13 protein-coding genes are annotated in these 23,179 nt (G+C 52.7%); 4 read left to right on the top strand and 9 right to left on the bottom strand.

Features of this window, described 5'->3' with window-relative positions:
- Window positions 1-8: 8 nt before the first annotated feature.
- From ABJM21_RS02120 to ABJM21_RS02090, 7 genes are all read right to left on the bottom strand, one after another.
- Window positions 9-2,039, bottom strand: a complete 2,031-nt coding sequence (locus ABJM21_RS02120) for a DEAD/DEAH box helicase (protein WP_348303043.1) — start codon at window positions 2,037-2,039, stop codon at window positions 9-11.
- A 78-nt stretch (window positions 2,040-2,117) separates the two neighbouring features.
- Window positions 2,118-3,302, bottom strand: a complete 1,185-nt coding sequence (locus tag ABJM21_RS02115; protein WP_348303044.1) for an NAD(P)/FAD-dependent oxidoreductase — start codon at window positions 3,300-3,302, stop codon at window positions 2,118-2,120.
- Window positions 3,303-3,436: 134 nt separating this feature from the next.
- Window positions 3,437-6,589, bottom strand: coding sequence for a glycosyl hydrolase (locus tag ABJM21_RS02110; protein WP_348303045.1), 3,153 nt, complete (start codon window positions 6,587-6,589; stop codon window positions 3,437-3,439).
- Between the two features lie 51 nt (window positions 6,590-6,640).
- A complete protein-coding gene (locus tag ABJM21_RS02105; protein WP_348303046.1) occupies window positions 6,641-7,459 on the bottom strand; it encodes an SDR family NAD(P)-dependent oxidoreductase in 819 nt (272 codons plus the stop codon).
- Window positions 7,456-9,921 carry a glycoside hydrolase family 2 TIM barrel-domain containing protein gene (locus ABJM21_RS02100; protein WP_348303047.1) on the bottom strand — a complete coding sequence of 822 codons (2,466 nt, stop codon included), beginning with the start codon at window positions 9,919-9,921 and terminating at the stop codon, window positions 7,456-7,458. Before ABJM21_RS02100 ends, ABJM21_RS02105 begins: the two co-directional genes overlap by 4 nt.
- 143 nt (window positions 9,922-10,064) lie before the next feature.
- Window positions 10,065-12,518: a TonB-dependent receptor gene (locus tag ABJM21_RS02095; protein ID WP_348303048.1), complete on the bottom strand. Its 2,454-nt coding sequence runs from the start codon at window positions 12,516-12,518 to the stop codon at window positions 10,065-10,067.
- 170 nt (window positions 12,519-12,688) lie between these two features.
- Entirely contained in the window at window positions 12,689-14,113 is a 1,425-nt protein-coding gene (locus tag ABJM21_RS02090; RefSeq protein WP_348303049.1) for a glycoside-pentoside-hexuronide (GPH):cation symporter, read from the bottom strand.
- Between the two features lie 228 nt (window positions 14,114-14,341).
- Here ABJM21_RS02090 and ABJM21_RS02085 point away from each other — a divergent pair, with 228 nt between their 5' ends.
- A complete protein-coding gene (locus tag ABJM21_RS02085; protein WP_348303050.1) occupies window positions 14,342-16,120 on the top strand; it encodes a carboxylesterase family protein in 1,779 nt (592 codons plus the stop codon).
- Between the two features lie 54 nt (window positions 16,121-16,174).
- Complete coding sequence (locus tag ABJM21_RS02080) at window positions 16,175-18,244, top strand: glycoside hydrolase family 3 C-terminal domain-containing protein (RefSeq protein WP_348303051.1); 2,070 nt, start codon at window positions 16,175-16,177, stop codon at window positions 18,242-18,244.
- Between the two features lie 31 nt (window positions 18,245-18,275).
- Here ABJM21_RS02080 and ABJM21_RS02075 read toward each other — a convergent pair whose 3' ends face one another.
- Entirely contained in the window at window positions 18,276-20,051 is a 1,776-nt protein-coding gene (locus ABJM21_RS02075) for a CocE/NonD family hydrolase (protein ID WP_348303052.1), read from the bottom strand.
- 225 nt (window positions 20,052-20,276) lie between these two features.
- Between ABJM21_RS02075 and ABJM21_RS02070 the strand changes: the two genes are divergently transcribed.
- Together ABJM21_RS02070 and ABJM21_RS02065 are read left to right on the top strand one after the other, a co-directional pair.
- Window positions 20,277-20,939, top strand: coding sequence for a TetR/AcrR family transcriptional regulator (locus ABJM21_RS02070; protein ID WP_348303053.1), 663 nt, complete (start codon window positions 20,277-20,279; stop codon window positions 20,937-20,939).
- 65 nt (window positions 20,940-21,004) lie between these two features.
- Window positions 21,005-21,628: a TetR/AcrR family transcriptional regulator gene (locus ABJM21_RS02065; RefSeq protein ID WP_348303054.1), complete on the top strand. Its 624-nt coding sequence runs from the start codon at window positions 21,005-21,007 to the stop codon at window positions 21,626-21,628.
- 8 nt (window positions 21,629-21,636) lie between these two features.
- Here ABJM21_RS02065 and ABJM21_RS02060 read toward each other — a convergent pair whose 3' ends face one another.
- Window positions 21,637-23,151, bottom strand: coding sequence for an NAD(P)/FAD-dependent oxidoreductase (locus ABJM21_RS02060; RefSeq protein ID WP_348303377.1), 1,515 nt, complete (start codon window positions 23,149-23,151; stop codon window positions 21,637-21,639).
- Window positions 23,152-23,179 lie beyond the last annotated feature (28 nt).

The raw sequence follows: 23,179 nt of genomic DNA, 5'->3' as shown, positions 1-23,179 counted from the left end.
AAGGCGGCTTAGTCGGCCTTCGGTCCTCGATCTTTTTGGCCTTCAAAGGGACGCTTACCGCGATGCGGCTTTTTCTTCTTGCCGCCAAAATTGTCCTTGGGGCCAGATTTGCGGTCCCCTTTAAAGTCGGACTTCTTTTTAAAGCCATCGCCAAATTCGCGCTTGCCGCCAGCTTCACTTCCACCTTCACGATCTCCCGCCGGTTTGCGCTTCACATAAGGCTTGCCGCCGTCATCCGACTTGTTGCCATATTTCTTCTTGCCGCCAAAGTCGCGGCCCTCTGATTTTCCGCCGCCACCTTTACGGTCACCGAATTTCTTCGCGCCAAATTTCTTGCCGCCAAACTTCTTGCTGGCATTGCTATAATCCCGGCCACCGCCGCCAGCATTGTCCCGGCGTCCGCCTTTGCGATTGCGTTTCGCCGCATCGCGTGGCGTGCCTTCAAACTGAGTGATGTTGATATCATCGGTATCGTCACCACCAGTTTCGCGTTTCTCCGCAATCGCTTTGGTAAATTTATCAACCACCCGGCGCGGAATTTCGAATAACGTGTCATCACCGTTGATCCGGATCGCGCCAATTTCGTTTTTCGTAATATGGCCGCGGCGACAGAGTACCGGCAAAATCCAACGGGCATCGGCGCGCTGATTATGCCCGACATTCATTTTGAACCAGACGGTATCTTCAAATCCGGGGCGCGGTCCGCCAGGCGCAGGTTGTGACTGGGCACCACGGTCCAGCATCTGTTCCGGCGCCGGCATTTTGGCGCGATGGGATTGCACCAGCATCGCCGCGATTTCTTCGGCCGTTTTTTCCGCCATCAAGCGTTTGGCCAGTTCCAGATCATCTTCATCAATTTCAACGGGCTGAAGCAAGGTTTCAATCAGGCGTTCGGCATCATTTTTCCGGATATCTGCCCGTGTCGGTGCATCTTTCCATTCGGCGTTGATTTTCGCACCGCGCAACATGGATTCGACCCGTTTGCGCCGCTGATAGGGTACGATGATAACCGCCGTACCTTTTTTACCAGCCCGCCCCGTCCGTCCGGAACGATGCTGCAATGTCTCTGCATCACGGGGAATTTCAACATGAATTACCAGGCTAAGCGTCGGCAGATCAAGGCCGCGAGCCGCGACATCAGTTGCAACACAAACCCGGGCCCGTTTGCTACGCAGCGCCTGCATCGCCTGATTGCGTTCGGCCTGCGTATGTTCGCCGGATAGCGCCACGGCACTGAAACCCCGATCAACCAAACTTGTGTGAAGTCGGCGCACCGCCTCCCGCGTGCCGCAGAAGAGCATCGCTGATTCTGCTTCATGAAAACGCAAAAGGTTCACCACCGCATTTTCGGTATCAGCAGGTGCAACAGTTATCGCCTGATAGGCAATATCGCCATGACCGCGATCTTCACCAACGGTGGAAATTCGCATCGCATCATTTTGATAGCGTTTGGCCAGATTGATAATCGGCTTTGGTATGGTCGCTGAGAACAGCAACGTCCGGCGATCTTCGGCGGTTGCGTCCAATATTTCTTCGAGATCTTCACGGAAGCCCATATCGAGCATTTCATCCGCTTCATCGAGCACAGCAGCGCGCAGCTTGCTGAGGTCGAGCGCCCCGCGTTCGAGATGATCCCGCAAACGGCCCGGCGTTCCGACAATGACATGGGCACCGCGGCGCAGCGTCCGTCGTTCTTTCGACGCATCCATCCCGCCCACACAGGTTGCCATCTGAACGCCCGCCCCCTCATAGAGCCATTTGAGCTCGCGGCTAACCTGCAAAGCCAGTTCCCGTGTCGGAGCAATAACCAAGGCCAATGGCTCAACCAGAAAAGGGAACCGTCCATTGTCATCCAAAAGCTGCGGCGCCATCGCCAAACCAAAGGCGACTGTCTTTCCGGAACCTGTCTGAGCAGAAACGATAAGGTCACGGCCTTGGGTTTCCGGTTCCAACACGGCAGCCTGCACCGCCGTCGGTTTAGCATATTCGCGGTTTGCAAGCGCTTCAGCAAGAAGCGGTGATACTGAGGAGAAAGGCATGTTCAAATGTCCGTGGCAAAGATTGAAAGCCGCGCGGAAATGCCAATCGCCTGCGGTCGGTGATAATATATCGTTGGTTTAGAGGGTTTGTGCTGCGGCCCAACCGCTTGCCCAAGCCCATTGAAAATTATAGCCACCGAGCCAGCCGGTGACGTCTACGGCCTCGCCAATAGCATAGAGTCCAGGCATTTGCCTAGCTTCCATATTTTTGGACGATAATTCGGCCGTGCTGATACCGCCAGCAGTCACTTCCGCTTTGGCATAGCCCTCGGTTCCGTTGGGCATGAAGCGCCAGTTGGATAGACGCCGAGCGGCTTCTTCCAGCTTGCGATCGGCGAGATTACCAAGGTCTCCAGAAAGCGCGATCCGGTCCAGAAGGGTTTCAGACAGACGGGTTGGCAGATGCTCATTGATCGCCTTGGTCAGCGAAACACGCGGCTGCTCCCGCTTCAACTGGGTCAACCAATCCGGCTTGAGATCGGGCAGGAAATCGACGCTAACCGGCTCTCCGTGACGCCAATAGGATGACACCTGCAATATGGCCGGACCGGACAAACCTCTATGGGTGAACAACGCCGCTTCGCGAAAAGCAGTCTTGCCGCAACGCGCGACAATGGGCGCTGAAACGCCAGATAGCGAACGGAACAGGGTTTCTTCGCCCCCCAGAGTGAGCGGAACCAGCGCCGGGCGAGGTTCCACAACCTTCAGGCCAAATTGCCGGGCAATATCATAGGCAAAGCTTGTCGCACCCATTTTGGGTATCGAAGGCCCGCCAGTCGCGATCACCAGTGATGGGGCTGTCGCGGCTTCATTGCCATAATCGATATGATATGCGCCATCACTATGGCGGATATCGGTCACCGATTGCCCCAATGACAACGTAACTGCGTCTTCAGGGCACTCATCCATCAACATAGCAACGATTTGCTTTGCCGAGCCGTCACAAAATAGCTGGCCCAGAGTTTTTTCATGCCATGCGATGCCATAGCGGTTGACCAGCGCGATGAAATCTTGAGCCGTGTAACGGCTAAGGGCCGATTTGGCGAAATGCTTGTTAGCCGACAGATAGCGGTCCGGGGCTGTATTACTATTCGTGAAATTGCACCGCCCGCCACCGGAAATCAGGATTTTCTTACCGGGATCATCAGCATGATCGATAAGCAACACTTTCCGGCCTCGCTGGCCCGCAATAGCTGCACACATTAGGCCAGCACCGCCAGCGCCGAGGATAATTGCGTCATATTGGGTCGGGTTTTGGGGCATATCCAAAAGCCATTCTACGCCAACGCGAAGATTAGCAAACAATATTTACTGTGGGAACAATACTAACCGGCTGGTCGTTCTTAACTCCCGGTTTCCGTTGCGACCCTCTTGATCAAGAATTTCTTTGCAACAGACTATCGTCTCGCTGCCCCTTTCCTTTTACTCGCACCGTCGACGTGATACAGTTTTACTGCATCAACCAACCCGACCCGAACCAAATCATGTTCATAGACCGCCATATGCTCAGCAAACTTATCACCGGCCAGTGCACGACCGACCAGAGCGTTTCTTTGCGGAGGCTGCACTGAGACTGTGATCCTATTTTTTCCGGCGCGAACCGCCTTCGAAATGTCGACCAAAAACGGATGGGTCGATGCTCTTCCTGCAGCCTTGCCATTGACCGAGATGGTCGCAACACCCTCGACCCGCCCGAGGTCGATCAAGTAGCTTTGTTCAGCGCTCATCGGCTGGAGCACGAAATCGTTGCGATAAACGAGGGGACCAGCGGCATATTTCAAATCCTTATCATCCCGCAAGTCGATCATTCCGCCATCGATTTTTCTTTCGACATCACCGGCCTTCAAGGTCCACCGGTCTAGCACCTGCACGGTGGTGCTATCATCGCGAACCCATCGAGAAAGCGGCCTGCCGGTCTCTGTCAGTGTTTGCGATGTCGAAATCAGGAATACCGACTCTAACGACCCCAGAGCCAGAGGTAATCCGCCAGACCTATCACTATCCGCGCGCCAAACATGTCCGCCCATCGGGTCGAACCAATATCGGTTGAGACCATCATCGCCAACGACATGAACAACACTGGCAGCATCATCAAACGAGAGGTTAGTGAAAAAATCTAAGGTCTCCCGCGCGCCAATGGTGCGGCGGAAGCGGCGAACATTTTTGTTGCCGGTCATTGTCAACGATCCTGCAAGGTCATCAACCAGTTGGCTGTGCGTTGATGCCACCTGATTGCGGCTCAGCTTAGCAATGCGCATCCGCACGGCCTCATCAGCCCTCTTTGCATCCTTAAACCCGCTCTGTCGCGTGGGTATCTGGCCGGAAAAGCGAAGCTGAGTGCCTTGTTTTTCAAGCGACTCCAAAGCGTTGGCGGTTGAAAGCTCCATCTCATCGGTTTCGAAAACCACAACCGCTGCGATATCATTGTTTGAGACATTATCTGGGCCATTTCCCAAGCCACGCCCGTGCGTCTCCAGTGCGTGACTATTTGCCCAAGCCCAGGTCACACCGCGCCGGTCAAGTTCACGCGTCAATGCCGATGCCTTCGACAACCAAACCAATCGCGGATCAACTTTATCTTCCGGCACCTTGAGAAAGGGAAGATCGGTCAGGTCGATACCGGGCTTCTCGCGCGGCGGTCTTCCCGCATCGGGCATGTAGCCTTCAAACAGAAAATCATCGGTCACCCCGGGTGTCTCGTCAAAAAATGACGGAAAGCCAAGCCACGGATAATAGATAAAAACATCGACCTCTGGGCGTCCTGATTGCAGCAATTTCTGGGTTCGACTCAGATATGCATTCAATTGGGGTTGGGCATCCCACATGATGCTCCCTTGCCCGTAATTCTCACTGAAGTGGCTAAAATTGCCGGGTCCTGAAAACGGATGCCACGGTATATCGCCGAATAGATCCTTATATGGCTGACTTTTTAAACCATAGGGTATGCCGTGGTAAATGATCTGGTTCACGCCTGATGCGAATAGCAAGTCAGCCGCAGCCTTCACTTGTCGTGGGGCAATGGTATAGTCGCGTTCAATCCAGACAAAAGATTCTGCCGTAATCAAAGGGCGATCATATAGAGCGCCTGCCGACGCGGCCATCTTCATAAATGCGGTCGATCCGCCAGCGTAAAGCTGTTCTATTTCCGGGATATGGTTGGCTCCCAGCGCCCGGATCACGTCGAGGTCCATACCATAGCTTTGCCCGCGTGAATGCAGGCCCCGCGCCTCTGCCCAAGTTGCCGATGTTTGTAAAAATCGCTCGACGACCAAGTCAGACAAGGTCTGCTGATAGTCATGCCGAACGCGCTCGTCTGTATCCGAAAGTGTGTATCTTGGGGTCGCCTCAATATGGGCTACATCCCGCAGGAAGAAATTATCAGCCACATCAAGGAGCACGGCCGGAAGATGGGGCCGCAGGTCATATCCCCGGCGTTTCTCGAACTCCGCGAGAATATCATGAGCCGCCAGGCGGTCGACCTTGAATTCCAGACTGTCGTTGAAAAACCCCTTAAACGCTTTGCCATAATGATCTTGCAAACCCGTACGGTTTCCGAACGCCCAGTTATAATGTCCGACAACCTGATCACGCCGAAAATGATCAAGGACGAAACCGGGAGTGTTATGCGCTCCCAAAGTCGGCGCCTCGCCAGAAGGTAATATATAGGTTGCGACGATGGTCCAGTCTCCGGCGGGTGCATCCCATTCGACAAGATTGCCGGTGACATGGTCATCGAGAACTATCGCGGTCTCACTATCGAGCGTGATAGTGTCGGTCACGTCCAAGGGATTATCGGAATGCTGACCGCCGGTTCGCCGCATTGCTACCGCGCTCAAAAAAGTCGCTTGATCACTCGGAAAGTCGGCTACCTCCAGTCCGAAGAAAACCTCAGCAAGACCAAGAAGGTAAGCATTAAGACCCACTTCGGGCCTCGGCAGGCTTGAGCGGACAGTTTGCCCGCCCTTCACATCCAAATGCCCGCTGGCCAGACTGTGCAAACCGTCCTCAAGCAAGACTTGCGGACCACCCGCAGGCCAGCCGCTCAGGTGGTTCAGATACACTTCCATCCCAATCCGTTCCGCACAGGCCATAGTATCCGACAAAATGTTATAATAATCATCTTTCGCAAACGAGTTAATCTTCATGCGGACGGCTTCGTCTTCGATCGGTTCAAGGCCAATGTTGAAAGACTGGATTTCTACACCGCCGATTCCGCGAGCATCCATCAAGCGCAGTTCCTCGCACGCTTGCTCGGCGTCAACATCCCCTCCCGGCCACCACCATCGAGCCCAGGGGCGGGTAGCTGGGTCAATTGCCGCTAAGGTCTGCAAGTCAAGCCGATGGGGGCGGAGCGGCGTGTATTCAACATCAGCCGGTGCCGGTTCGCCAGCATAGGTACTGATACTAGGGACGCCTTCCATCGCTATTGGCGGTTCCCACGCATCACTGAGGGCGCTTTGCAAATATGCGTAACCACCAATTGCGGCAATCGTTAGTAAGCCAACGAGCGCCAGCGTGGTATAACCACCCCATTTCAACAAACGTTTCATCGACGCTCCTCCATCAAGAGAGATTGAGATATAGGAAACATTGCGCGGATCTTACGCAGCAAATCGATCGTTGGCGGCGCTCGCAGCATAGTCGGACAAGAGGTCATTCATGCGATCTTCGACCGCGGTCATTAACTCCGGATGCGTGAATATATGGAAACGATTGGCCTCAATAGAATCCGCTGTCCAGTCCGCGACAACGGCGGGATCCAGGCCGCTTTCGACAAGTGTCTTAAAGGTATCCGGCTCGTCGCCAGCGGCTTCCTTGTCAGCCGAAGGACGGTTCGCGCCGCTATTGTGTATGTTGGTACGCACAAAAGCCGGGCTGAGAACGCTGACGCCGATATTGTGCATTGCCAATTCCAGCTTGAGGCATTCTGAATAACCTACCACAGCAAATTTTGTCGCCGAATAAGGCGACATGTAAGGCGCCGCTATATGTCCCGCTATCGATGCGGTGTTGATGATGTGCCCACCGGTCTTCTGACTCTGAATAATCGGCACAAACGTCTCAACACCATGAACTACCCCCATGAGATTAACGTCGATCGCCCAGCGCCAATCTTCAACGGATATCTCTCCGGCAACACCGCCAGCGCCGACACCGGCATTGTTGAAAAGCAGATGGACTTCGCCATAGGCTGACAAAGTGGTCGCGGCGGCCTGTTCAACGCTGGAGAGATTGGCGACATCACATAAAATTGCGGTCGCCTGTGAGCCGAATTCGCTTTGCACCGCAGCCAGCGCATGCTCGTCAGTATCTGCAATCGCAACCCGCGCACCTCGAGACATCAACGTCTTTGCCAATGCCAACCCGATGCCAGACGCACCGCCTGTGATGAAAGCAACCTTGCCCTGTATTTCTGTCATTTTTCAGTCCTTTTTCCCGCTGTCAAAGCGATAGATTTCTTTTCGGATTGCAATAATCTGAATGGCGGATCGGGAATGGCCTTGCCGACATGGTCATAACCAATTTTGCGCCGGCCATAGACGGGATCAAAGGCACCCGACGGAGAGGTAAGCCGTGCCACAAATAAAAGGCGCTTAGCCTGAGGGATATCGAGCTCTATTTTAATATCTCTTCTGCTTACCGGTTCGAGAACCATATCCACCGGCTCAGAGCGTGACAGGATCCGGCCGTTGGCATCTATCGCCAAAATCTCTGCTACAACGTCCTCCTTATTATAGTCGTCGTTCAACAATATGACTGGCACAGAAGCCCGTTTCCCACGCGGATAGGACGCCTCATCCCAAGCGCGAAGATAGATGAGCTGCGGCGCAAAAGCGCTTCGGGCATAGCGTGCCCAACGTGGTTCAAGCTTGAGGTTTTTAACGTCGAGAAAATTGTCGCAAGTCTTGCTGGTAGTCCGAACTTCCCATCCTTCCGGCACGTCAGCTTCATCATTACATTTGGACAGGTAGACAAAGTGCTGAACCCCGGCATAGCCTCTCATCGCCCGCCAATAGGCTGATAATTCGGCTGTCAGATAGGCATAAGCCTCCAGATATTCCTTTGGCGTCAAAACTTTACCTTCCGCGATATTCTCAAACGAAAGTTTCGCTAGCTCAGTCGGCCGCCCCCGATGCGTAACCCAAAGAAAGGCGTATTCATTATTTATGAATGGATGCTCGGGCGCTCCCGAATAGGTAGCGAACGGACCCCAAGTGGCCTGAGGCGGTTGCCCTTCCATCGTGGTGAAATCATCGAGCGTGTAACGACGATCATTGAGATTGAGTGCGCCGCCTGCGTTGAGCTTGTAGGGATGCTCCTCAATCGGATCATTCGGACCGACTGGAGGTCGATAGCCGCCATTTTCCCACTGGCGTGTGGGATCCATTGCCCGCACACGTCTGATTACTTCATCGGAAAGCGGGTTATGATTCTCGTTCGCCGCGTCCCACCAACCGATCGAAGCATGGTTCCAATTTTCGCTGATCCAGCCGCGAAATTCCTTTTCCAGTTCGACTATAGACCAGCCTTCCGACTCTGTCCCGCGGACCACTGACCAAAAACTATATTCGTCTGCGACAATGAAACCAATTTCATCGGCCAAATCGTACCAAAAGTTCGGCAATCGGCCCGTATGATTGCGGAAAGAATTCCAGTGAAAGTCCTTCGGGTGTCCGCTGAGCAAAGCCCGCACCCATTTTTCATCCCACGGCAGCTCTCCACGCTCTGCATCCTCGAAAAAACGGTGGAGACCGATGTTGGTGCCGCGAAGATAGTAGAGACGGTTGTTCAGATAAAACCCCTTGTCCGTCCCGCTTCGCCACTCGACTTTGCGCATACCAAATCTGTTCACACGATCATCGGAGGCACCAACAATACCATCTTTTCCGCCGCCCAGCGTCGTATGCGCGCGGTACAGGAACGGCGTCTCGGGCGACCACAGTTCAAATGTTGGCATATCTACCGTTTGTAATATGGTCTGGCGTTCCCCCGGCGCGACTGTGATGGCTGTCTCAATCTCTGCTGGACCAACCGCCCCATTCTCGTCCAGCCACGGGGTCACTTTCTGTGAGAGCCACCCCTCATAAGGTTTTGCACCGCCATTCAGGACGATGGTCTTTATCCTGACAAGCTTTCGATCAATATCCGGCTCGATTTTGACATTGGCAATGGACAGTTCATCCGTCAAAACCAGACTCACACTGTCCCAAAGCCCGGGATACCAGCGGTCCTTTTCGTCATCGTCACCTGCCGGGACAAAACTTGGCAATTGGCTTCGGTCTGCGCCAAGGCGCACCACCAGCTCATTAGCTTGCCCATAACGAATGGCCTTGGAACCATTATATTCGGAAAGTGAGAACGTTCCGTAATGCTCTCCTAAGGGCTCACCATTTAACCAGACTTTGACTCCGTTTTTCGCTTTGTGAAGGCACAAAAAGGCTTGAGCTGAAGCCTCCTCTGGTGCCGTAAACGTGGTTCGATACCAAAAGATATCGCGCTGGTCGCTCTCGATACCCATTTCCGTGAAAGCGGGACGCGCTTCGGTAATCAATCCAGGTACGGGCACCTTATGACGGTAATCTGCAGGCGGCTTGTCGGTCCTCTCCCCCTGAGCAACGTCCCAGCTACCATTGAGAGAAATTGTCCGACGCGCTTTTTCTCCCCAATCAACGTGGCTGTTCTGACATGCGGCGACGGGATAAGAACCCACAACCGAAGATTCATAATCCTCTGATGGCTCGAATGTCGTAAGCCATGTAGAGATAGTCTCGTTGTTGAGCATCCAAACGAATATCGAAGTGCGGTTAAACCAGCCGATGGCAAGCAACACGATTATCAGCGCAAATATTGTGCCGGCAATCTTCGGAAGTGATTTCAGCATGATGCGTTAGAGTCCTTCACAAGGTTTGAGACTAGAGCGCGCCGACCAAGCCAGTAGCCAGAATTCGCACGAAATGGTGGAGACACAAAGCCTCCACCACCCGGGAAAAAAGCATCAATAAGCAAGTCTGCAGGCGCCATTTTTTAGTATTTCAATGCCAACCGCACGCCCCAAGTCCGCTGAGATTCGAACGTTGTAAACTGGGCATAACCGCCGACATCGAAAGGCATCGGCACAATGGCCGCGACAAATTTCTCATTGGTCAAATTGCGACCGAAAAGCGAGAGGGTCGCGTCACCATCCCAGAGATTGAAACCAACTTGCGCGTCGAACAGCGTGTAAGCGTTGATCCGGCTTTGCGGATCGTTCGAAACGATGCTCAACGTATCGCCACGATGTTGGAAGCCGCCTTGAACATAGGCCCCAATGTCATCGCTCACGCGAAAATCATAGCGCGCGAAGCCATTGAGTATCCAATCCGGTGCATTTGCGATCGGAGCCCCGGAAAGATCCTGCGCTGGGGTGGTCGCCAGATTATCCGGGTCGTCAGGATCAACGCGAACTTCGAAGCAACCCTGTGCTTCTGTCTGCAGTTCATAACATGCTGCCTGCTCGAACTTCTTATATTTCGCGTCATTATAAGCGACCGCTGCCGACAAAGTCAGACCATCAACCGGTACGACGGTTACATCAGCCTCAAACCCTTTGGTGACGGCTTTCGCGGCATTGGAAAGCGACACGACAAGCGTGTTGTCCGGACCACGGACAAGGGATTGCGCCTGCAAATCCTTGATCGTCGTATGATAAGCCGTAACACCGGCCTGTAGACGGTTGTTGAGGCTGCGATAGCGAAGGCCAGCTTCGAGTTGTAACGGCTTTTCAGGACGTGCGATGGGCAAACGATCTTCGCCATCAGCACCGGATTCCGTCAAATTCTCACCCGTTACCAATGCCGCAGATTTATATCCCTGGGTCGCCGTGGCGAATATGTTGAAATTCTCCGAGAAGTCATATTTTGCACCCAATCGCCAGGTCAATGCATCATCGTCATTCTGCAACGTGAACTCGCCCTCCTCAAGTTCACGAAGCAGAAACGGCGCGACGATAAATGGGGAAACCGATACCGGTGTCTGCGCAAACGACTGACTCGCTTCGAGCTTAGAGCGTAGCAATCGCAACCCTCCGATCAGCGAAAGCTTAGGCGTTACCGCATATTCCCCCTGTCCGAAAAACGCATAATTGCGCTCCTCAAAATTGGACGTAAAGTCTGTCCCACCCAAACCGGGAGACGGCAGGATCGGCGGAAGGACACCGGGAAGAAGTGAAATGAGATTAAGGCCACCAGTGCCCACTTGACGGTTGAATTGATCAATTTCCTGTGTGAAATAATAAACCCCCAACGTGTAGGTCAACTTTTGATCGCGCGGGGAAGATAGGCGAAATTCCTGACTGAATTGCGACTGTTTCTGGTCGCCCGAGTTGATCAACAAAAAGGGTTGCGGGATCAGATCTGCGTCTTCCTCGGAAAATATATCCCAATCACGCCAAGCGGTCAGCGAGACAAAGTCATGGTCCCCGAGAACCATTGTCAATTCTGAAGAAAAACCGGTAACCTCGCTCTCGGCTATCCAATTTCCGTCTGACGCGACCTGTCTGTTTCTTGGTCCCGGTATTATCCCGGCTCTGAGCGATTCATCTCCGATAGCATTTATCCTGACAGGTCCTATTCCGGGCACCAGCCCAGAGCCAGGAACATCCGGCGAAAGCTGCCGGTAGGTCAAACCACCAGGCGTATTATCGCGACGCGAATGATCCGCGCTTATAAGCAGATCGGCTGTATCGCTGAGCTCGAAGTTAATTTTGGCGCGAAATCCATATTCATCCCGATCCGCGAGATCATTTTGCGGAGCATCAGGGTTGAAATTCTCGATAAAACCGTCGCGGGTATTGCGATATCCTGAAAGACGTGCGGTGACGCCTTCGGTGAGAGGCCCGGATATGGCCCCGGATATATTCACTTCATCAAACGAGCCGTAAGCAATGTTCATTTCGGCCGAAAGATCATTTGTCGGACCCTTGGTGATGATCGAAATAACACCGCCCGAGGCATTTTTACCGAACAGCGTGCCTTGCGGTCCGCGCAAAACTTCGACGCGTTCGACGTCGGCAAAGTCAAATATTCCAGCCCCTGTCCGGCCGATAGTGACGCCATCAATTGATAAAGCCACGCTCGCCTCAACGCCTATGTTGAATACCCCCACGCCCACACCGCGTACGGTCGTCGCAGATTGCCGAGGGTTTATCCCGCCGCTAAAGAGGACTCCCGGAGCAACATATTGAAGCTGCTCAAAGCTATCGATCTGACGATCCTGCAATTGCTCGCCCGAAACCACCGTTGCAGAAATGGGAACATCCAGCAGGTCCTCTTCGACTTTCTGTGCGGTCACTATAATAGTCTTGATGCCGGACACTTCCTCTTCACCGCTCAAATTGTCAGCACTGCTGGAATCGACTTGTGAAAATGCAGGCTGGGAGCTGATGAGCGCGCCCCATATAATTGGTGACGCAAATAACAAATTTCTGTGCTGACGAACCATTTTTTATCCTCCCATTTTTAGTGCTTAAGCACTTTTCGAAATTGATATTCGTCCATTTGGACTATTTGTCAACCGACAAATCCAGCCACGTCCTAAAAATCGTCCGATTGTATGGTTTTTAACTCACTTGCTGGCGTTATGACTGGGATTGATAGGGTCATTAAGGACGTCTATCGGCCTTGTGATTTACTCGTTCCAGCTGCGCCATCGCTAGCGATTCGCTTTTTCGCTGCTATTTCCCGGACGATTTCAGCATGTCGAGACTGGTCGAGGTCGAACCGTCGGGCGAGCACAAGACAAACAATGTAAAATGACATCGGGACAAGCGAAACAAGATAAATCAGTCCTTCCGTCGCCTCAGCTGTTTGCACTTCATTCGCGCGATAGCCGATCAGATCGAGACCGAAACCCAATATGCCGACCGCCACACCCAGCGATACTTTTTGCGCAAAAGCCATCAAGCCATATATGACAGCCTCTGCTCGTACACCGGTTTTCAATTCCCCGAATTCAACCGTATCCGGCATGGCGGCAGATATAGACAGAAAGACGGCCCCTGCCCCTACAGCACCCAATATCATCAACGGAATAATGATTAACGGTGAGGCATGCGCGAGCAGAAAGAGCGCGCCATTTACCGTAATCGCAATGGAAAAGGCGCTGAGCAGAACAAATTTCTTTCCTCGTCGCTTTGCGATCCAACCCCAGAACGGGACTGAAAGCGCTATGGTGAGCGCATAGCCGCCAGCGAACAAACCAAATAAGGATTCAGATTCGAGATTATACTTCAGGAAATAGAGACCAGATTTTCCGCCTATAGTCGACCCAGTCCCACCAATGAATAGAATCGCAAACAGCAACCAGAAGGCGGAATTTTTCGATAGCATCTGAAGGATATTGCCGATGCTGGGCAAAGGTTGATCAATGTCCGCTTGCGACTCGCTTTCGCGGGTTACGGCGACGCATACCAATATGGCCGCCACAGAAAATGCTGCAAAGATCATGGCTGTTCGGCCGAAACCTACAGCCAGATCACCATCCCCGAGTGCCTTGGACAAATCCAGTGTTAGTCCCGCGACAAGCGCGCCCGAGATTGTCGCGAAGAGCAGCCGCCAGACCGCAAGAGAACTGCGCTCGTCTGCATTTCTTGAGAGTCGGGCGATCAACGCACTATAGGGAATTGCCACGACAGTATAACAGGTGCGAAACAATAAATGGGTCGCCGCAACAAAGACGATAAGCTCGGTTCCTTCGAGGTCGGGCCGGTGAAACATCAGCGCAAGCGACAAAGCCAGTGGTATACAGCCGAACAACATATAGGGCCGATATCGACCCCAGCGCGTCCGTGTCCAACTGGCTAAAACGCCGATCACCGGATCGGTAATGCCGTCCCAAATCATCGCCGCCATGATAATTGTTCCGGCCACGGCATTGGGCAGCCCGACAGCATCGGTATAGTAGAATAGAACAAACGTATTGGTAATATTCCAACCGATCGACACCCCGAAGTCGCCAAAACCGAACCCGATCCGAGAACGCAAGGTCGTGATCGCTGCTCCAGGATCGGCGGCTATTTTCTGCGCTGCTACAGTCACACACGCACCTTGAAAAATATGCGCACGCTGCCCCCTTTGGCTTTTGCCATTTCGATCCTCTCTTATTTTTAATCCATTTGGACTATTTTCATTTTATCGGCAGCCAGTCAATCCATATTAGCTCCCCGTTCCACATATTGTCATTTTACGTCCATCTGGACGATTTTTGTTGCACGGTGCGAATTGATCGGCGATGAGGGCGGCAAGAAAAAGCTCTGGGAGGGATAATTGATCAGTCGCATCGCAGCAGGAATCGCTTTGTCACTTTGCCTGGCAGCTTGCGGAAATCTTTCAGAAGCCGCAGCTGAACCAGTGAAAGATGCCGACACCCTGCTCGCCTTGAGTCAGGGACAATTGATCGGCTTCAAAGCAAGCAACGGTGCTCATGTCTGGCGCGGAATTCCCTTTGGAGCATCCACCGCGGGTCAAAACCGCTGGCGCGCACCGCGCCCTGTTTCCGCGTGGAGCGACATAAAGTCGGCAACCAAATTCGGTCCGCCTTGCCCGCAATTCTCGCGCGAAAAATCCAACGCCGGAGAACTGATCGGGTCGGAAGATTGTCTGTACTTAAATGTCTATACGCCACCCAATGCACAAGGCCGTGACCTGCCCGTCATGGTCTATATCCATGGAGGCGCCAATGTGTGGGGAACCGGAAGCGACAATGACGGATCCAAACTTGCTGTCGAGCAGAACATCATTCTGGTCACCGTCCAGTATCGGCTTGGCCCGCTTGGTTTCTTTGCTCATCAATCGCTTCGTAAAACGGCCACGCAGCCTTTGGACCGCGCTGCTAATTTTGCGCTTCTCGATCTGATTGCCAACCTGACTTGGGTGCGGGATGAAATTTCTGTCTTCGGTGGTGATCCTAGCAATGTTACGATATTTGGTGAAAGCGCCGGTGGCCAGAATATTGCGGCATTAATCGGCTCTCCACTAGCGACAGGCCTGTTTCACCAGGCGATTATGCAGTCAGGGGGCTTTGACAGCGTCTCTCTGGACAAGGCGGAATTTGAAAATAGTGACTTTTTCAATCCGGCATCGGTGGTCATCAACAAGCTTGGGCATCAGGACTTGGACAACAAGGAAACCGCTGCAGCGTTGAGGCAAACCTCGCTCGCGGACCTTTTCGCAACCTACGCAACTAGGGAAGAAGCAGCGGAAACGCGTATAAGATATAATGACGGCACGCCTGAGTTTCCTAATATTCCAGCCATAATTTCAGACGGCGTCAGCTTGCCAAAGGCTCCGCTTCGGTCACTGTTGTCTGACCAAGAAACATTTAATGCCGTGCCAATGATCATGGGCACGAACAGGGATGAGCTCAAAGCTCTCTTTCAATCCGACCCCAAATTGGTTGAAAAGAAACTTGGCCTGTTCCCAGCCGCTCGAAATCAGCATCGCTATGATTTGATATCGGAATATGCCAGCCGCTTATGGCGTATCCACACAGTGGACGAACCGGCGGCCATGATGGATCGTGCGGGTCATAAAGATATATGGGCTTATCGTTTCGACTGGGATGAGAGTGGGTCCGTCGGAATGACTGATCTTTCCAAGCTACTTGGCGCTTCACATGGTTTCGAAATTCCTTTCGTCTTCGGCACATTCGATGACTTTGCTGATGGTTCAAAATATCTTTTCCCCAGCAAACATGCCGCAAGTCGCGGCGCTTTGAGTGCCGCCATGGGACAATATTGGACATCTTTCGCACGTGACGGGCAGCCCAAGGCTGAATCCGGCCCTGCATGGCCGCGCTATACCAGTGGCTCATCGCATCAGCTTATCCGATTCGACAGCGAGCGGGACAATGGAATCGGAACCCTGCCAGGCCTGGACTCGATGAAGCTATGGATTGCCGATCTGCAGCAGGACAAAAGAATGTCTCCGTCGGATCAATGTGCAATCCTGAATGTCTTTAAGACGTATCGCGACGGGAATGTTATTCCTTCGGCGGCGCGGCGCCAAATTCATGCGCTAGGCCAATCCCAATGTCCCGCCGATTAGTGCGGTCGTTCAACACCCCAACAAATTCCACAAAGCAACAATAGAATTGAAATCATGACAATAGCTTCAGCCGATCACGACACTATAGAGATGGAACTCGACGAACTCATTCCGACACTGAGCCTGAAAGAAAAGGTCGCGATGATGTCTGGAAAGGATTTCTACAAATATTATTTTTCGGTCGACAATCGGCAGTTCGGGGTGCGGGCCTATAATGCGGGCGGTGGTTGTGAGGAGATCGATCTGGCGCCGTTGAGCTATGCAGACGGGCCAAGAGGTGTACGCTTGCCAAATGGGACGACATGCTTTCCCGTTTCCATGGCGCGTGGTGCAAGTTGGGATGTGGATCTTGAGCACCGGATAGGTTCAGCAATGGGTGTTGAGGCACGTGCACTTGGCCTTACACTGCTTAGTAATGTCTGCATCAACTTGCTGCGGCATCCGGCTTGGGGACGATCACAGGAAACTTATGGGGAAGATCCCTATCATCTTGGCGAGATGGGCGCCGCTCTTGTCGAGGGCACGCAATCTCAAAACGTCATGGCTACGGCCAAACATCTCGCGGCGAACAGCATCGAAAACGCGCGATTCAAAGTAGATGTGACCGTCTCCGAACGCGCATTGCGCGAAGTTTATCTGCCGCATTTCAAGCGGGTGGTCGATGCCGGATGTGCAACAGTCATGTCAGCATATAACCAGGTCAATGGTCATTATTGCGCCCATAATGCACATTTGCTGCGCGATATTTTGAAAGATGAATGGGGCTTCGAAGGCTTTGTTCATTCCGACTGGGTGAAGGGCGTTTACGGCGCAGACGCGGCCGAGGCCGGACTCGATATTGAAAATCCCGAACCGACCTTCTTTGGCGAGGATCTGGTCCATGCAGTCAAAAGCGGTGAAACAAACGAAGCCGTTGTTGACGAGGCCGTCCGCCGGATATTACGCATGCAGCTGAGATTCTCACGAGCAGCTGACCCTCGAAGCTATTCCACGAGCGATGTCGGCTGCGCCGCACATGCGGAACTCGCTCAAGAGGCCGCTGAGAAATCTATGGTCCTCCTTAAAAATAATGACATATTACCGCTCGCCAGAAATGGCGCTCGCATAGCTGTACTCGGAAGGCTGGCGGACAAAGTGAATTTGGGTGACCACGGCTCGTCCAACGTCACGCCGCCTTATGCTGTCACGCCTCTCGCTGGCATAAAAAATCTGGTCGACCGGCATATTGCGCTACAATCAGATACGAGCGGCGATCCTATCGCAGCGGCCGCTCTTGCCAAAAATAACGACATAGCAATTGTCATCGTTGGCTATACCTATTTCGATGAAGGCGAATTTATTCCAGGCGATGTCGCACTGGAGGAAGTGAGCGGCGAGGAAGATGCACATCGCGGCGGTGACCGCAGTTCGCTGCGTCTACCGCAAGCGGATGTTGACCTCATCCGATCCGTTGCTGCGACAGGAACCAAGATGGTCGTCTGCGTGATGGGTGGCGGAGCAATCACGATGGACGAATGGTCTGACCTAGCAGACGCGATCCTAATGATCTGGTATCCTGGAATGGAAGGTGGCACGGCTCTCGCCCGTATCTTGTTTGGCGACATTTCCCCGTCAGGCAAACTGCCTTTCTCCATTCCCGCTTACGAGAGCCATCTGCCTTATTTTGACAAACATGCAGATGATATTACCTACGATATGTATCACGGCTATACTTTGTTTGATCGGGAAAGCATTACTCCTGCGCTGCCATTTGGTTTTGGCCTGTCTTACACGCAATTTATATATGGTGATCCAACGCTAGAAATGATCGACGACATTGCACTCGTTCGCGTTAAGATAACCAACCGTGGAGCTATGGCAGGCGCAGAGGTCGCACAACTCTATGTCGGCTTTGGCAACAGTGTCATCGACCGGCCGAAAAAATTGCTGAAAGGATTTAAGCGTCTGGAACTAGAGCCTGGTGAAACGGCCGTTGCCGAATTTACGCTCGATCGCTCGGCATTTGCTCATTATGTTGAGAGGGATAAATGCTGGCGTCTGGACCCCGTACCTTTCGAAGTCTTGGTTGGTCCGGCATCAAATCTGTTGAAGCCTTGTCAAACAATGCTGATCTGGCCTGAATAATCGCTTGGTTGCAAACGAAGCCAGATAGCGGTCAGCGCGCCTGTGCAACGACCGGCAGTTCCAATGATCCACCATAAACCATCTGCGTTGCTACAATTGGATCAGCATGGGCACTCCACAAACCTGTCTGATTGAAATGGGCCGAGAACGCCGGCGCGTTGGACGATGATATATCAAGTCTGATCCGGCTCCCTGCCCTAAGCGTCCAATCAATCGGGACCATTTTGAACATAAGTGCGGCCCGTGTGCCAGGTTCATATTTTGTCGCTAAACCATCTCCTTCACGGGCAGACAAAGCCAGAATGTCATCCCGTATATTCAAGACTTTCCCATCATCGCGTATTTCCGATACGCGAACAAAAAAGGCCGTGTCACGCGCATCGCTGGACACGTCAAGCGCAACATTTATCGAACCCGCCAGCCGTCGCTCCTTTGACGAAGGCGCAGATAGAAAGGACAAAATATCCGCGCGTTCGCAAGCTGCATGACCTTGCGAAACAACAGCCGAACGCGCCACAGAAGCGTTTAACATATAGGCACCGCCAAGCGTCGGAGCGGGCGATCTGGGTTCATATATGAATTTTGCCACGCTCTGCTCAGAGTCAGGCTGATCTAAGGTTGCAAGTTTACCACCGCAATTGGAAGACTTGTTCAGCTTGGCAAGTTCCAACTTGATCGGCTCACTCGCCGGTGGCCAAGCGGGAGCCTTGGACCAACGATCAACGCCATTGCGATAATGTAAGATACCGGGAGCCAGCTGGTCTGGCAGCGGCTTGCCTCGCAGATGATGATCAAGCCAGCTGAGCGCTGACGAGAAATATTGCACAGATTGATCGTTAACAACGAGGTCGCCTGTTTGCCCAGCATGCTCTCCGGGCTGGATCAGCAGGGTGCTTTGCGCTCGCGTTGGCAATTCCGAAAAACGCTTCAACGTGCCATCAAGAAAAAAATCATGCCAGCCGGCAACCCAAAGCACAGGCACATTAACGCGGTGATGCGCCGTCCGTAATTGATGGTAATCAGGAGTTTGCCAATAAAGGTCGCTGCGCAAGGGATGGCTGATAAAATCTCGATAGGCGGGCCATGCCGCACCGAAAAGCGCTGGATCAACGTCCAGCGCCGGTCGAGCCGGCAAGACTTTTGTTTGCCAGATTTCCGCCGCATTATCTTGTTCGCCCGCTGGCATGAACAGCTCCGTTGACCATAGCCCGGTCACGCCTTGTGCAAAATGTCCCCCGCGATAGACAATATCATAGACATCCCCATGTCCGAGCATCGGAATAATCGTCTTCACTTCTGGCGGCAGCCGATCAGCCACCGCCCATTGCGATACAGCGAGATAAGAAAACCCAATCATGGCGAGATTGCCATCCTGCCAGTCTTGATCAACTAACCAGTCTAGTGTCGCCTGACCATCTTCGGCCTCATTGATAAATGGCTGCCATTTGCCTTCGGAACCAAATCTGCCGCGAACATCCTGATGCACACAGGCAAAACCATAGCGCACCAAGGGATGGCAAAAGAGATATTTGTTAAAGCTATAGGCATCGCGAACAAGGACCGTCGGCCAAGGCCCCTCACCTTCTGGCAAAAATACTTCGGTCGCTAACGCAATGCCATCCTTCATCTTGACGCGAAAATTCAGGGTTCGACCCGCTTCGTGCGTATAGGCAGGCTTGTCACCCAAATAGGGTGCTACACCCCGTTCGATGACATGTTCAAAAATTCTTGAGCCAAAGACGACCAATATCAGCATGCATATGCCCAAGAAAATAGCTGACCATTTGGCAAGGGTTCGCCAAGCCATAATATCCTCACCTTTACCAAAGTTTCACGCGGGGCGGATGAGCAGATTAGCCTCATCTTTAGGCAGGTCAACAATATTAATCCAATTGGACGCATTGACGTGATAAGCGACTCTCACTAGCTTATCGATATCGGGGACAATGCACATCATCGGATCATAAGGTGATCGCGGCATTCTATTGAGACGGGGATTGTTCGACAGATGAGCAAGGCAAAGGCGGCAACTATGGATTCGACTGACACAAAGACAGACCGTCCCAACCATCGCGTGCCGGTACAGGCGCGGTCAAAACAGAAACGGTCGGAAATTCTGCACCAAGCACGGATCATCTTTGCCGAACGGGGATGCGATGCCGCGAATGTCCGCGACATTGCCGCAGCAGCAAAGACCACGCACTCCATGATCCGGTATCATTTTGGAACCAAGGATCAGCTGTGGCGGGAATCGGTCAGAGATATGTTCGAACTCCTGAACGAAGCTCTGGCATTGGATGATGGCCTATCCAATGCGCCAACTGGACTAGAAGGCTTCAAGGCTTATTTGCAGCGCTACATCCGCTACAGTGCAGCTCATCCTGAACATGCACGGATCATGATTATGGAATCTGTCCGCGGCGGCGACAGGTTGGACTGGATTGTCGAAACCTTCATTCGTCCCCTGCATCAGGCCCTTAGTGAAGGTTATGAAACGAGCGGTGGAATAAAGGGTATGCCGGACATGAATCCCATCTCATTCGTCTATATCCTCACCGCGGCGTGCCAGATGCCGTTCGTACTCGCACAAGAGGCAAAGGCGCTATATGGCGTTGACACACTAACTGATGAGATGGTCGAGACCCACATAGATTCGGTCTTAAACCTCTTCTTTCAAGGTCGCTCAATCCGATAAATTTGCCGCAACGCAGCTTGGAAATTGGTTTACGAACGTACGGCCATCCGCCTATTAAGTGAAGCATGGCACAATCTTCCACCGAAAGCACACGGGTGCGCCTAATCGAAGCGGCAATGGTCTTGTTCGCTCGCAACGGCCTTGATGGTGTTTCGCTGCGCGCGGTAAATCAAGCCGCCAAGGCGAAAAATTCCGGTGCCACCCATTATCACTTCAAAAACAGGCTCGGACTGATCCGCGCCATGGTCGAACATATCAACACCGCAACGCCAGAAGAAATTGAGCTGATTGTTAGCAACCTGCCGATTGACGGAGAAAGACAGCTTGAAGCGATTGCTCGTTTTTTCGGTCCCGTTCTGGTCATGCGCTATCTCCGCCCCAAGGGTGAAGAGAGGCTCGGCTTTCTTTCACAACTCCTGCAAAGTCACGATCCCGACATTCAGGACATCTGGGAACCCGTCTTCGGAAGCAGTGATGGCGTAGATCCACAACTGATTTTTGACGCTTTTCCGGACCATGATCCGACCAACGTCAAACGCCGCCTGATATATTCGACGCTTAACATCGTGCACGGTCTGGCGAATGACAGCGGACTGCATCGGACCATGTTCGGCGATCTCTCGATGAGCGATGGCCCCAAAGCGCTGGTCGATCTGCTAAAATATATCAGAGGCGGGCTAGGCGATTGATCTTCTGGTCAGCCTTCCTGCGTGACCGCTTTTCCTAAATCTTCGTGTCGGCGAAATAGCATGACGCCGTCATTCAATTTGCCGAAGCGTAATTGCCGGATATCGAGTGCATAATTCTGGGCAAGTTTCCATGGCCAGCGATCGCCCTGTTTCGGTAAAAAGTGGCTCGCCCGCTGAACATAGCCGGACGTGAAATTTATGGCATTCTCGCGGCCCATATCTGGATCATCCAGCACAGGCGCACATTCGGCATATTGATTGTCATCCATATAGGTCATCAGCCGCCCGACATATTCGGACACAAGATCCGCCTTCAATGTCCAGGATGAGTTCGTATAGCCCGTTGTCACCGCAAGATTTGGAACGCCGCCAAACATCATGCCCTTATAGGTAACCAGATCGCCTGAATGGATAGGCTTTCCATTCAGGGAAAGCTTGGCACCCCCGAAAACGTTCAGCTTCAGACCCGTTGCCAGCACAATAATATCAGCTCGCAACAGCTCACCCGAAGCCAGCGCGATACCTTCCTTGGTGAAGCCGGTAATCTGGTCACTGACCACCGAGGCACGCTTCTCTCGGATCGCCTGAAACAAATCTCCATCAGGTACAACACATACGCGCTGATCCCAGGGATCATATTCCGGCGTAAAATGCTGCTCCACATATTCGCGCGGCAAGTGCTTTTGCATATCCTTCAAAAGGTGATCTTTCGCCTGCTTAGGATATCGCCGTGCCAGACGATAAGAGATCAGATTTGCAAGCACATTTCGCCAACGGGTGATAGCGTAGGACAAGCGGTTTGGAAGCCACTTGCGTAGGCGGTTCGCGAACGCATCCTTGGCTGGCAGCTTGACGACATAGGACGGCGTTCGTTGCAACATGACAACATGACCGGCAGTTTTGGCCATAGCCGGAACGACTGTGATGGCCGTAGCGCCAGACCCAATCACAACCACGCTCTTATCGGCATAGTCCAGATCATCTGGCCAGAATTGCTGGTGGACAATCTGTCCTTCAAACGCCTCCTGATCTTCGAATGCGGGCGCATGCCCTTCGTCATAGTCATAATAGCCCGAACACAAGTGCAAAAAACTGCAAGTCCAAGTTTCAGCTTCAGATGCGCCTGCTTTTTGGATGGTCAATTTCCACATCGCGCTAGCGCTATCATAGTCAGCGGAGATCAGACTATGATGGAATATAATCTTTTCATCCAAAGCCAGTTCATCGACGGTCTCTTGTAGATAGGCCAAGATATCCGGACCGTCGGCAATCGCTTTGGCTCCAACCCAAGGTTTGAATGCAAAGCCAAGCGTATGCATGTCGCTGTCTGAACGAATACCGGGATATTTGAATAAATCCCATGTCCCGCCAATAGCATCCCGGCGTTCCAATATTGCAAAGGAGCGACGCGGGCTACGCTTCTTCAGATAGTAAGCTGCGCTAATACCCGACAAGCCTGCGCCGATAATCAGATTGTCAAAATGCTTGGTGTTTTCCATGGCCGACCTCGTCGCTGATGTAATGGACCTTGATCATTCAACATTGTTGAGC

Source organism: Parasphingorhabdus sp., from assembly GCF_039977335.1.
GTDB lineage: Bacteria > Pseudomonadota > Alphaproteobacteria > Sphingomonadales > Sphingomonadaceae > Parasphingorhabdus.
This window is presented reverse-complemented; position numbering and strand designations above follow the sequence as displayed.